Source organism: Paraflavitalea devenefica, from assembly GCF_011759375.1.
GTDB classification, from domain to species: domain Bacteria; phylum Bacteroidota; class Bacteroidia; order Chitinophagales; family Chitinophagaceae; genus Paraflavitalea; species Paraflavitalea devenefica.
This window is the reverse complement of the sequence record NZ_JAARML010000002.1, coordinates 1,776,787-1,790,552: the sequence shown is the minus strand read 5'-3', so window position 1 is coordinate 1,790,552 and position 13,766 is coordinate 1,776,787. Positions and strand designations below refer to the sequence as shown.

The window sequence follows — 13,766 nt, the reverse complement described above, 5'->3', positions numbered from 1 at the left end:
GTTTGTCCGAAAAGTACAATTTTAACGCCCCCTCCTGCTTTTACTTCGTATACCAAATCAGCATAACATGAAGTATTACAGCATGATCGTGGCATTGTTATTATGGGTTCATGGCAAGCCGGTGATGGCGCAAACGAGTCCTTCTTTTAACCAGCTTTTAGCCGATTCTCTCAACAAAATGAAAGAGGTTGACCAGATCGCGATGAAGCCACCTGTTGGCAAATACAAAGAAATGACACCCGAAGCATGGCAACAATTTAGAGACAGCGTAGTAGGCACCCACCAACAAATACTGGAAAACATATTCAGCCGCTATGGTTATCCTGGTTATAACCTCGTAGGAAAAGAAGGGGAACACAGCTTCTGGCTCATGGTGCAGCATTGTGACAAATGGGTGGCTTTTCAGGAAAAGATACTGACAGCCATGAAACCGGAGGTAAAAAAAGGCAATGCTCATCCTGGGAACTACGCGTACCTGACAGACAGAGTGCTGATCAATACCGGCCGCAAGCAGGTGTATGGTACACAGGTCACATACAATGTAGACAGTTGTCAGGCGCTGCCCAAGCCTTTGCAGGACAGTTTAACGGTTAATGCCCGTAGAAAAGAAATGGGAATGGAGCCCATTGAAGAGTACCTGAATGTGGCGGGAACTTTCCATTTTGAAATGAACAAAGACATGTACGAGAAGAAGGGCATTACAAAACCTAAGCTGTACCCTATCAACAATAACCAGTAACAGTACCACTGATAACTAGTACAGCAGGCGGCTCATTCACTGGCCGCCTTTACCTTTTGTGCATTGGCCAGCAGTTGACGCAGCTCTTCTTCATTGGCAATAACTACATCCCCGCTGTCCAAGATGGCCGGGTTTTGATACGTAACAAGATCGGGGACGGTGATCCTGGCAGAGGTATGGTATTCTGTAGCGCCTGTTTCTTTGATGAGCTTTTCAATATTGGAAGCACGGATACCGGCGCCCGGCATGATAATGATACGTCCATTGGCCTGCTGTACCAGCCTGGCCAGCATTTCGGTGGCATCGGGCGCAGCACTTCGCTGTCCGCTGGTCAATACACGCTCACAACCACAGCCAATGATTTCTTCCAAAGCCTTGAAAGGATCAGGTGTGCGGTCAAATACCCGGTGACAGGTAACGCCCATTGGGTAAGCCCATTCTACCATGCGCTTCATCCGTTCTGTATCTATTTCACCATTCTGCAACTGCGCACCGGTAGAAATACCATCGCAGCCCAACTCTTTACACAGCAGAATATCTTTTTTCATAATGGCAAACTCATCCTCATCATACCAGCTATTGCCAGTACGCGGACGAATAATAGGATACAGCTCAATATTGATCCTTTCCCGGGTACGTTGAATAGCGCCATGCGAAGGTGTAGTGCCACCTTCCACCGGGTTATCGCACAATTCTACCCTCGCCGCCCCTACCTTCTCCGCAATGATACAGGACTGAATATTAAAAGCACATACTTCAAGAATGATCTCAGGCATAAATAAATTTTAATAAATACTCTTCGCCTTATAAATAGTCTCTTCCTTCCCGCTCTTCACCGAATAAGTAAACCCAGGTTGCAATGCATAAGCACCATACTCTCCTTTCTTATTGAGCGCCAGGAAACCCACCTGTATCTTTTTGGCTTTCTCCGGACTGCGGCTGATAATACGTTCCACCGCTTTCTTACACGCAGTTTCAGGTTTATATCCCTGCCGCATCAGTTCTACTACCAGGTGTGAACCTACAATACGGATCACCTCTTCACCCACACCGGTAGAAGTAGCAGCGCCGATCTCATTGTCTACATACAGCCCGGCCCCGATAATAGGAGAATCACCTACCCGGCCATGCATCTTATAAGCCATGCCGCTGGTAGTACAGGCGCCGCTCAGGTGTCCGTTGGTATCCATGGCCACCATACCAATCGTATCATGGTTATTGATGCCGCCGGGCATAGGATCATTTTCTTTCTTATACAGCTTATTCTCAATATTCATTACCGGCTCATACTTCGAGGTCTTCAGCCATTCTTTCCAGGCTTTTTCTGAGGAGGGCGTCAGCAGGTTTTCCTTCTTAAATCCATTGGCCAGGGCAAATTGCAAAGCGCCATCTCCCACCAGTACTACGTGTGGCGTTTTTTCCATCACCAGCCGGGCTACGGATATGGCATGTACAATATGCTCCAGGCACATCACAGAGCCGCAATTATATAGCTCATCCATAATACAGGCATCCAGTGTTACCCGTCCGTCACGGTCGGGCAGGCCGCCATAACCGACACTCTGGTTACTTTCATCCGCTTCCGGCACCCGCACGCCTGCTTCCACTGCATCCAGCGCGCGGCCGCCGGCCGATAAAACCTTCCAGGCTTCTGCATTGGCCGCCTTCCCAAAATCCCAGGTAGAGATCACAACCGGGTTACCTTTGGTAACGGGATAAGGGATTTCATCCGTACCCAACAAAGACTTACCAGCCAGTACAGCAGCCGACCCCACTAAAGATGATTGTATAAACTTTCTCCTTGTAGACATAGATATAGTAGTTTTCTCTCTTTTTATATTAAGTAGCCATTGCCTTCTTCAAACTGGCCCTGGCCCTCTTCCGCACCTTATTGATCACAAAACCACTCCACCCCAGCAACAGCCCCTTAACCCCCAAAGCCTGCCGGCTCCACCTCCATAAGTCAAAATCATCCATATGTTCAATGATCAATCCCTCATGGAATTTAAAATGCGCTTTCACATGATTGGTGACCTTCCTGCCGGTAGCGGAAAAAGTATAGTGGGCCGTCCATTCACAACTGCCATATTCATCACCAGCTTCCACCTTACTATAAGTAAGGGAAAAATCCCTGGCATTCCTGCATAACATCGTCCACATCGCTCCCGCTTCTTTACCGGTAAGGTTCTCAAAAACAGGATCATAAAAACATACTTCCCCGTGATAACAACTGATCATGCCGGCAGCATCCAGTTTATTAAAAGAAGTATAAAACTTTTCTATCAGTTGTTGATGTGGGTGCATAAATGGCAACTATGGGTTGAACAACATTCCTTACTTTAGAACTTTAAAATTAATGGTTACCATGAGAAAACTACTCCTTTTCCTGGCGAATTGCCTTTTTATTTTCACCACCCAGGCCCAGCTAAGCTTCCAAACCGCACAGGATTCTGCCTGGGTACGGGACAATTACATCAAAAAGGAATATTCCATTCCCATGCGCGACGGTGTGAAACTATTCACTTCCGTTTACCTGCCCAAAGACAATACAGAAAAGCATCCGGTCCTGATGACGCGCACTCCCTACTCCTGCTTCCCTTATGGAGAACAGAACTTCCGCGCCAGTTTATGGGTAGGCCATTTCCGTTATTATACCCGCGAGAACTATATCATTGTTAACCAGGATGTACGCGGCCGCTGGATGAGTGAAGGCGAATTTGTGGACGTACGTCCTTTCAATCCCGATAAAAAGACCAGCCAGGATATTGATGAAGCCAGCGATACCTATGATGCTATTGACTGGTTGATCAAAAACCTGCCCAATAACAATGGCAATGTAGGCGTGATGGGTATCTCCTATCCCGGTTTCTACTCCACCATGGCGGCGCTAAGTGGTCACCCTGCGCTGAAAGCAGTAAGTCCCCAGGCCCCGGTAACAGACTGGTTTATGGGCGACGACTTTCACCACAACGGCGCTTTCTTCCTCCTTGATGGCTTCTCTTTCTATGCAGGTGGTTTTGGCTATCCACGCCCTGCTCCTACCACAGTAGGGCCAAAAACCAGCTTACAACTCCCCCAAAATGACAACTATGAAACTTACCTGCGCATCGGCGCTTTAAAGAACTTTATGCAGCTTACCGGTGATAGCCTGAAATTCTGGAAAGACCTCTACGCCCATCCCAACCTCGACAACTGGTGGAAAGCGCGCAATCCCCGCAACTTTGTCAACAACATCAAGCCGGCCATGCTTACCGTAGGTGGCTTATTTGATGCAGAAGATTGCTTTGGCGCCTGGCGTTTATATGAAGCCATTGAGAAAAAGAATGCAGCGGCTGCCTTCAATAAAATAGTCATGGGCCCCTGGTTCCATGGACAATGGGCCTCTCTCGATGGCAGCAAATTGGGCCATGTACAATTTGGCGCCAATACCTCCCACTGGTACCAGAACAACATTGAAGTGCCTTTCTTCAATTACTTCCTCAAAGGCAAAGGAGACATCGCCAAACTGGCAGAAGCCACCATCTTCTTCAGTGGCGCCAATAAATGGAAACAATACCCCCAATGGCCTCCTGCCGGTAAAACAGACAAAGCCCTGTACCTGCAACCCAATGGTAAACTGGGCTGGGATAAGCCCACTGGCAAAACCAGCTTCAGTGAATACATCAGTGACCCTGCCAAACCGGTACCCTATACAGAAGATGTGCATTGGTCACGCACCAGGGAGTATATGACCGATGACCAGCGCTTTGCTGCCCGCCGTACCGATGTACTCACTTTCCAGACAGATCTATTGACAGAAGAAGTGACGCTTGGTGGCACCCTGGTAGCCGACCTGCTCACCAGTATTACCGGCACAGATGCCGACTTTGTAGTCAAGCTCATTGATGTATTCCCGGATGATTTCAGCTACCCCGGCACGCCATCAGCAGCCGGACGTGACGCCGGTGGCCCCTACCCCATGGGTGGTTACCAGATGCTGGTACGTGGTGAAGTAATGCGTGGACGTTTCCGCAACAGTTTTGAAGTGCCCGAAGCCTTTAAACCCAATAAAACAGAACGGGTGAAATTTGAGCTGCCCGATGTAGCCCATACCTTCAAAAAAGGCCACCGCATTATGATACAGGTCCAAAGCAGTTGGTTCCCGCTGGTAGACCGCAACCCGCAAAAGTTTGTAAATATCTATGAAGCAAACGATAGTGATTTCCAGAAAGCCACCATCCGCATCTTCCATGATGCCGCCAACAGCAGCAACATCCTTTTGCCGGTGTTAAAATGATTTCAGGCTATCGGTTGCATAAAATAATTTCATAATTCTTCGTTACATTGGGCCGTGAAACAACACCATTTGTAAAAACGGATTCCATGCGTACATCATTTGTTCTTGCACTGCTTTTTGCTACTCATTGTGCCCTGGCACAGGTAAACATCATTCCCCGGCCGGCGGAGGTAAAAATGCCTAAACTGGCCGGCCAGTTTGTGATCACCAAAAACACCCCTATTGTGTTAGATGGTTCCGGACTGGAAAATGCTGCCGGCTTCTTAAATGATTACCTGCAGCAGATCTATGGTTTTACCCTGAAAGTGACCAGCAAAAATGCGCCGGGCGCCATTCACCTCAACTACGAGAAAATGGAATACCCCATAGCCGGCGCCTATATCATGCAGGTAAAGAAAGACCAGGTTTACATCGCCGGCGATAATGAAACAGGCGCCTTTTATGGTGTACAGTCTTTATTGCAGTTACTGCCGGTACAAAAAAGCGCGTCCTTAAAAATACCTTTCGTCGGCATCAAAGACTATCCCCGTTTTCAATACCGCGGCCTTCACCTCGATGTAGGTCGTCATTTTTTCCCGGTAGACTTTATCAAAAAATACATTGATTACATTGCCCTGCACAAAATGAACTACTTCCACTGGCATTTAACAGAAGACCAGGGCTGGCGCATTGAGATCAAAAAATATCCCAAGCTTACAGAAATTGGTGGTTACCGCAACGGTACCATCATCGGCCGTTATCCCGGCAAAGGCAATGACAGCATCCACTATGGCGGTTTCTATACACAGGAGGAAGTAAAAGACATTGTAGCTTATGCCGCCAAACGCTATGTGACCATTATACCGGAAATTGAAATGCCGGGCCATGCTTCTGCAGCACTGGCAGCCTACCCTTACCTTGGATGTACCGGCGGCCCTTATAAGGTACAGGAAACCTGGGGCGTGTTCAACGACGTATTCTGCGCCGGCAATGATACGGTATTCAATTTTCTGCAGGATGTACTGGATGAAGTAATACCCTTATTCCCCGCCCAATACGTACATGTGGGGGGCGATGAATGTCCCAAGGAAAGCTGGAAGCATTGTCCCAAATGCCAAAAGCGTATCAAAGACCTGGGGCTGAAAGATGAGCATGAACTGCAAAGCTATTTCATACAACGGATGGAGAAATACATCAATGGCAAAGGCAAAACACTCATTGGCTGGGACGAAATACTGGAAGGTGGCCTGGCGCCCAATGCAGTGGTGATGAGTTGGCGCGGTGAAAAGGGAGGCATAGAGGCCGCCAAACAAAACCACGATGTGATCATGACGCCCGGCAGCCATGTATACCTCGACCATTCACAAACAAAAAATGAAGATTCTGTTACCATTGGCGGCTATACCACGGTACAAAAGATCTACAGCTACGAGCCGGTGCCCAAAGAATTAACTGCAGCAGAAGCGAAGCATGTACTCGGCGCACAGGGCAATGTGTGGACAGAATATATGAAGAACACGAAGAAAGTGGAATACATGATCTTCCCCCGCGCCAGTGCACTCAGTGAAGTATTGTGGAGTCCGAAGGAAAAGCGTAACTGGACTGATTTTGAAAAACGCCTGCAAACACAATTCAAAAGATATGATCTGTGGGGCGCCAATTACAGCAAAGCTTTTTTTGACCTGAAGGCGAGCATACTACCGGCAAAAGACAACAAGGGTGTTCAGTGGGCATTACAAAGCACTTCTACGGAAGGCAAAGTTAGTTACACGCCTTCTAAAGTCAGTTCATTACTATTGCCCTATTCAAAACCTTTCTTAATTACAAAGGATACAGAAATGGGGGCTACGCTGGTTAAAGGCGGACATCCCACCAGTTGGGTATGGCAGAAATTCACCATTACCAAAGCTACCGGCAAAAAACTCTCCATCACTACACCACCTGCGGAGAGCCGCGCTGGTAATGGTGGCAGCTTTGGATTGATCAATGGAGCTAAGGCCGACAAAGTTGGTATTGGCTCAGAAGAGTGGCTGGGCTGGCAGGGACCCGATATGGAAGCCGTGATTGATTTAGGCAAAGCACAATCCATATCGTCTGTCAACCTGCACATACTGGACCAGCAGCCCAGTTGGGTGTATCCGCCACAGTACGTGGAAGCATTCGCTTCTGCTGATGGCAGTAACTGGCGCCCGCTCGGCAAAACCAGTGAAGCGGTAAAAGAAGAGAACAATGCCGCGACCATCACCCTTCCTTTCACCGCCACTTCGGCACGCTACATAAAAGTATTCGCTAAAAACTATGGTACCATCGCCGCCGGCAATCCTGGCGCCGGCAGCAAAGCCTGGTTATTTGTAGACGAGATCGGGGTCAACTAAATAAAGAAGTTAAATAAGGAAAGAGGATGTCTTCTTCGCCGGAAGACATCCTCTTTTTATTAAGGCGTTACAAATACCGGCGATATATTAAACCCTGCCTCTTTCGTAAGGGCTGTTTGCGACTGCCCATTGGCCTTCATGACATAAAGATCAGAAGTAGCATCACCATTCCTGTTGGAAGCAAATAAAATATACTGCCCATCCTTCGACCAGGAAGGACTGCTATTAAATTTACCGGTATTGGTGAGACGTCTGTCGTTCGTTCCATCGCTGTTGATCACATAAATTTCACTCCGGTTTGTAACACTTGATACATAAGCGATCTTTTTACCATCAGGCGACCATGCCGGGCTGCCATTGGACTCTCCCCCCATATCATTTTCAGTAAAATGATCGACACCAGCAGCGAGATTCTTTGGATTCGACCCATCTGCGTTCATTACAAAAATTTTCGTGGGCCTTTCCCACAAAGTCTCAGTGGCAACAATCTTATCACCTGAGGGAGAAACAAACAGCGCATTAAAAAAATTATTGCCAGATAATAGCAGCTTCCTGTCACTTCCGTCAGCCTGCATGGAATAAATACCTCTATTATTGCCTACTATCGATACATAAGCAATCATTTTACCATCCGGAAACCACCTTGGACACGCACTCCAGTTATCTGGAGTCAATCGTTTTTCATTTTTTCCGTCACTATCCACCATATAAATAGTCAGTTCCGCAGGATCGTCGCTTTTCATAAATACCAACTTACGATCATCCGGTGACCAGTCTGGCTGGCCGCAGTAATTGACGCCACTGCCCAGCAAAACCGGCGTCCCTCCTGCTTTATCTGTTACATATAACCGGTGAGCACCATTTTCATGAGCAGTCCAGGCTATTTTCTTTCCATCATGAGAAACGGTAAACTCTCCCGGCGATTTGTAAACACCCGCAATCGCGCGCCGGTTACCACCATCACCCTGCATGAGTTCTAATTTCCAGTCACCGGAGGAAGTGGGCCTTGAGACAAAAACGATTTCAGTAGCAGCATCTAACCGGATAGGCGGGTTATGGTCTTTGCGGCAAGCCACCACAACAACCAGCAGAATAAGTGCGAGCTTGTTCATGTACAGGGTTTAGCATGTACTGACCTTGCTGTTTTGCAAAACGTTGCACGAAAAAGCCCCCTTCAAAAGAAGAGGGCTTATTTGTACCTCGATAACGACTACGTATAACACTTAAAATACTTACATTATTCAATGCGGGTCACTGAACTACCAGCAACCAGCAACCAGTTACGGCTTATCCCACCACAACCGGGTACCGATATTATCAGTGCCACCCAGCTTTTGCACAGCACCCTGGTAACCTATCTGGTTGGTTTCTTTCTCACTGATGGCAAAATTGATACGCTTGATAAACTGGCCCGCAGGTATTACCCCGCCACTGTTATTAACCACCACCGGGAACAGTTTGGGGTAACCGGTACGGCGGAATTCAGACCAGGCTTCCTGTGATTCAGGGAACAAAGCAATCCATTTTTGGGTAATGATCTGTTCCAGTTTCTGCTCAGTACTGCCGGCATCATTCCATTTAGGACTTACGGTGCTTAAATAAGGAGAACCGGTCAATACACTGTTGGCAGCATTGAAAGGATCAACATATTGGGCAGGCTGGGCGGTACTGTTCTTATAAGTATCAAACTGAGACTCCACGCCCCACTGCGCCAGCGATTGCTGAATGCCTTTTTCATAAGCCTCCTGCACGGTAGCTACACCCGGTACAGCCCAGCCCCTCAGCTTAGCTTCGGCTTTCAGGAACCATACCTCGCCTGAAGTCAGCATCGGCATCTTTGTTCCCAAAGGAGCCAGGGTGGAAAATTTACGGTACAACTGGTTATTGGGCAGATCAATACCATTGCGGATCCCCTTATATTGTCCTGCAACGGCAGGATCGGTAGCTGCCACAAAATATTTGGACAAACGCGGATCACTGTACCCGGTAAGATAAGACTCAATAGGCGCACCCATACGGATATCGCCCCAACTGTCAGAGATCACACTCAGTGGATTATTGAGTGTTTTGCTGTTAATGATAAAATCATTCTCTGAACTCTCAATAACACCGTAACTATTGGATAATGCTTTTTCAGCTTCTGTTTTGGCTTTTGCCGCATCTGCTTTCACAATCCTGATCGCCAGCCGCAAACGCAGGGAATTGATCAGCTTCATCCATTTCGTATAACTGCCGCCATAAGAAAGATCAAAATTCTTAAATATCTGGGCAGCATCTGCGTCATCAGCATAAGCCTTCAGTTTGGCCTGTGCATCATCCAGGTCTTTAAAAAAGGCTGTATAAGCTTCCTGCTGGGAATCATACGTTACACTGCCATCGGCATTGATCTTTCCGAAATTGGTATACACTACCGGACCAAAAATATCACTTACACGATGCATGGCCAGCACTTTCAGTACCATCGCCCATGCCTCAAAATTGGCATACTTCTCTTTTTTTGCTCTGTCAATCACCGCCTGGGCAGGAGACATCACATTGTCATACGCGATGGTCCAGATGAAATTATTCCAGCCATCCACCATGAAATAGTTACTGTTATTCACATTATTCGCAAAAGGCGTAGGCGTCATCAGGTAGCCCGAATAAATGTCGGCATTCAGGTTTTGCTGCAACTGGTATTGCCATTCGGGAGCAAACAAATGCACACCCAACTGCATCTGGTTAAAAGGCGCCCCATAAAGGGCAAAATCTCCCTTCAGGCTATTTTCGTCCAGACCATAAGGGTCGGTATTGATCGACTCAAACCTTTTGGTACATCCTCCTGCCATAACGCAGAAGAATAACGCTGCACAAAAAAACCGGCTGAAAATATATTTACGTTTCATACAATACATGCGTTTAAAGATTAGAAGGCAACTTTTACATTAATACCGAGGCTGCGGGTAGCTGGCAGGCCAAATACATCCACGCCCTGCAATCCGTTATCCGTGCTCATAGATATTTCAGGATCAAATGGCGCCTCGCGCTTAATGAAAAAGAGGTTACGGCCGATCAGGGATACATTCAGGCTGCGTACGCCTTTCCATTTCAATGGAACGGTGTAGCCCAGTGATAATTCACGTAAGCGGACCGCTGTAGCGTCATACAGATAGAATTCACCAATACCGGCACGGCCACCGATTGCTGTATAATAATCTTTGGCATCTACTTTACCGGTAAAGGGAGTACCATTTTTAGTGCCTGCAACCTGTACACCACCATTTTCCCTGGCAGCGGCGCTGGCTTCACTGAAACCACGTACATCCAGCTCAGCTTGAGTAATACTCATCACCTCACCACCAAAACGACCATCAAACAGGAAGCTCAGGTCAAAACCTTTGTAACGGACACTGTTGCTCCAGCCTGCCGTAAAATCAGGGTTAGGATTGCCGATCACTTTCCTGTCGGCGGCCCGCTTGGGCGTACCATTGTCATTCAGGACCATATTGCCCTTATCATCGCGGTCGGCTACGAAAGAGAGGATATCCCCAAAACTGCCGCCTTCGCGTACAATAGAACCGTAGGTATTATCAAAGCCGGTTAAGAAGAACTGCGCGTTGGCATCGGTCACACCATCTTCGCTCAGGTTTACCACCTTATTATCATTGGCTGCAAAATTCAGGGCGGTATTCCATTCCAGGTCCTTGGTCTTTACCGGTACCAGGCTCAACATCACTTCCACACCTGTATTGCGTATCTGGCCCAGGTTCAGGTAATAAGTATTGAAGCCACTGCTGCTGGGCGCAGGCGTCTCAAAATATTGATTGTAATTATCGTTCTTATACCAGGTAACATCTACACCCACACGGTTATTCAGCAGGCGCCACTCTGTACCAATTTCAAAAGAACGGTTATCTTCCGGCTTCAGCGGCCTGTTGGGATAAGAGGCCTTTATATTCTTCACCAGCCCACCTGTGGAAGGATTTACCGTATACAACGGAGGATTGGTGACAAACGCCTTTACACTATTGCCCACCCTGGCGAAGGATACACGCAGTTTGGCAAGGTCTACAGCCTCCGGCAGCTTTACCATCTCGCTCAGCACGCCGGTAGCGCCTGCAGAATAATACAGGAAACTTTGATTGGGTGTATACGACAAAGTAGATGACCAGTCATTTCTGGCTGTCAGGTCCAGGTACACCATCTCTTTATAACCAAGGGAAGCACTGCCCAATACTGATTGTGTCTGGTAGCGGATCACCGATTGTTGTTTGGCGGCATTGCGGGCCAGGATATTCTGCACACTGAATACATTGGCAATACCCAGTCCCTGCTTCACGCCATCTGCATTTACAGCGCCATACGAATCAATAAAAGTACGGTCATTCACCCGGGCATCATTGACAGAAGCGCCCAGGGTAGCATTCAGGGAAAGATCAGGACTGATATTCTTATTCAGGAAAAACAGTACATCGCCATAAGCTACACTGTTCTTACTACGTTCCCAGGTATAGCGTCCATTATAATCTGCTATTACAGGATGCGTGCCTGCATACATTTTGGAATCATAATCATCCACCGAAAAATCGTAACTGCCACGCGCCTGTACCGACAACCAGGGCAATAACTCATACCGCAACGTCAATGAACTGAAAGCACGGTCACGGCTGTCACTACGTTGGTTGCGATGCAGTATCCAATAGGGGTTCTGGGAATATTCATTGCCAAAATTGCCATTATCATAGTCAATATTCCACCAGTTCTGTACATTCAATGCACGTTGCGGAGAATTAACTTCATAGGCATTTTTATATACACCAAAATCAAGATTACGCGGAAAGAAATAAAGGCCCATCTGCGGATTGTTGTACAATCCGGATGAAGGACGATTGGTAGCTTTTTGCCTGGTCAGTGTTACCAGTCCATCCACCGTCAGCTTATCATTAAAGAACTTAGCGTTCTCACGGAAAGTAAACGTATGACGGTTGAATTTGGCAGTAGGAATAACCCCTTTATTATCTGTATTGGCATAGGAGAAATAACTTTGCGCCTTGTCACCGCCAGCCATCAGGCTGATGCTGTTGATCCAGGTAACGCCTGTCTGATAGAAGTCATCCGTATAATCGCCTTTCCCGTTTTTGGTGCCCCAGCCATTCTCATTGTTCGCGCCATCCTGTCCATAAGCAAACTGTGCTTCGGGCTTCAGCATCACACGGTCAAGCGTAAGACTGCTGGCCACTGTAACACGTGTAGCACCTGCTTTTCCTTTTTTGGTAGTCACCAGTATAGCTCCGTTGGCTGCCTGGCTGCCATACAAAGCTGCGGCAGACGCCCCCTTCAACACCTGCATGCTTTCAATATCTTCCGGGTTCAGGTTAGAGATCGCATCCCCACCATCACGGCCTGCACTGGCAACACCGGATGACTGGCCAAACAGGTTCTCTGGCTGTGCCACAGAACTGTTGTACATGGGAATACCGTCAATCACATACAGGGGCGAATTATTCTGTGTACTCTTGTTACCACGCATCACCACCCTTACAGAACCACCGGCGCCGGAAGCGCTTCTGTTAACCGTTAAGCCGGCGATCTTGCCATTCAGGCTATTCACCAGGTTGGGGTCTTTCACCGCAGTCAGTTCTTCACCACTTATCTTTTGTGTGGCATAAGTAATACTTTTTGATCTTCTGCTAATACCCAGCGCCGTCACCACTACTTCAGTCATTTGCCCGGAGGCAGTTGCCAGCAATACATTAACCGTATTGCGGTCACCCACCACCACTTCCTGGGTAGTATATCCTACGGCAGAGAAAATCAGTGTTTCTCCTCTATTTACTTCAATAGAAAACACGCCGGCAGCATTGGTAGTAGTACCACGCTGTGTTCCTTTCACCGATACACTCACGCCCGCCACGCCTTCGCCGGTAGCATCTGTTATCTTGCCGGTTACCGGATCGTCCGGGCGGTTAGCGGCCACCTGTCCATTGTCATCGCCAAACGTAACAGTAGTTGTATTGGCCTTTACCGATTCCTTAGCTACCACGATCACGAAAGTCTTGTCATTGACCTTCTTATATTTCAGTCCTGTATTCTCCAGCACCTGGTTCAGGATCTTCTCGATATCAACATGATCTTTCTTTACAGGATTCACCAGCCTTTCGCCCAGCGATTCATCGGAGAACAGGAAAGAAACACCTTTCGTCTTATTCAGTTCCTTTAATACCTTAAAGAGGCTTTGTTTATTGCTGGTATCTTCCGGCTTCCTGTTGGGATCAGCCTGCTGGCGGGGAGCATTTTGTTTACCAGTAGCATAGGCATATACATCCTGTGCACCTGCCGGAGAAAAAGAGAACAACTGCAATCCCAGTAAACAGCCAAGCAGTTTGGGTTTTATGTGAACGACTCTCATAATGCAACC

At 47.6% G+C, this 13,766-nt stretch carries 9 protein-coding genes; 3 read left to right on the top strand and 6 right to left on the bottom strand.

The genetic code is table 11. The features are described from left to right. Positions 1 to 67 precede the first annotated feature (67 nt). Positions 68 to 739, top strand: a complete 672-nt coding sequence (locus tag HB364_RS16555) for a DUF6624 domain-containing protein (RefSeq protein ID WP_167289326.1) — start codon at positions 68 to 70, stop codon at positions 737 to 739. Positions 740 to 771: 32 nt separating this feature from the next. Here the strand turns inward: HB364_RS16555 and HB364_RS16550 are convergent, their stop codons facing one another. From HB364_RS16550 to HB364_RS16540, 3 genes are read right to left on the bottom strand one after another with little or no spacing between them, the layout of a single operon-like run. After that, the gene (locus tag HB364_RS16550) at positions 772 to 1,515 is read right to left on the bottom strand and encodes a copper homeostasis protein CutC (RefSeq protein WP_167289325.1); all 744 of its coding nucleotides are present in this window, start codon (positions 1,513 to 1,515) and stop codon (positions 772 to 774) included. Between the two features lie 9 nt (positions 1,516 to 1,524). Continuing rightward, positions 1,525 to 2,550 carry a N(4)-(beta-N-acetylglucosaminyl)-L-asparaginase gene (locus HB364_RS16545; RefSeq protein ID WP_167289324.1) on the bottom strand — a complete coding sequence of 342 codons (1,026 nt, stop codon included), beginning with the start codon at positions 2,548 to 2,550 and terminating at the stop codon, positions 1,525 to 1,527. Positions 2,551 to 2,578: 28 nt separating this feature from the next. Next, a complete protein-coding gene (locus HB364_RS16540; RefSeq protein WP_167289323.1) occupies positions 2,579 to 3,043 on the bottom strand; it encodes a nuclear transport factor 2 family protein in 465 nt (154 codons plus the stop codon). A gap of 61 nt (positions 3,044 to 3,104) precedes the next feature. Here HB364_RS16540 and HB364_RS16535 point away from each other — a divergent pair, with 61 nt between their 5' ends. Continuing rightward, positions 3,105 to 5,015, top strand: coding sequence for a CocE/NonD family hydrolase (locus HB364_RS16535; protein WP_167289322.1), 1,911 nt, complete (start codon positions 3,105 to 3,107; stop codon positions 5,013 to 5,015). Positions 5,016 to 5,101: 86 nt separating this feature from the next. Beyond that, positions 5,102 to 7,369 carry a glycoside hydrolase family 20 protein gene (locus HB364_RS16530; protein WP_167289321.1) on the top strand — a complete coding sequence of 756 codons (2,268 nt, stop codon included), beginning with the start codon at positions 5,102 to 5,104 and terminating at the stop codon, positions 7,367 to 7,369. Positions 7,370 to 7,428: 59 nt separating this feature from the next. Here the strand turns inward: HB364_RS16530 and HB364_RS16525 are convergent, their stop codons facing one another. From HB364_RS16525 to HB364_RS16515, 3 genes are all read right to left on the bottom strand, one after another. Beyond that, positions 7,429 to 8,481, bottom strand: a complete 1,053-nt coding sequence (locus tag HB364_RS16525) for a PD40 domain-containing protein (protein ID WP_167289320.1) — start codon at positions 8,479 to 8,481, stop codon at positions 7,429 to 7,431. A gap of 168 nt (positions 8,482 to 8,649) precedes the next feature. Beyond that, positions 8,650 to 10,254 (bottom strand): RagB/SusD family nutrient uptake outer membrane protein, encoded by a 1,605-nt coding sequence (locus tag HB364_RS16520; RefSeq protein WP_167289319.1) that lies wholly within the window; start codon positions 10,252 to 10,254, stop codon positions 8,650 to 8,652. 20 nt (positions 10,255 to 10,274) lie between these two features. Beyond that, complete coding sequence (locus HB364_RS16515; protein WP_167289318.1) at positions 10,275 to 13,757, bottom strand: SusC/RagA family TonB-linked outer membrane protein; 3,483 nt, start codon at positions 13,755 to 13,757, stop codon at positions 10,275 to 10,277. Positions 13,758 to 13,766: the final 9 nt, after the last annotated feature.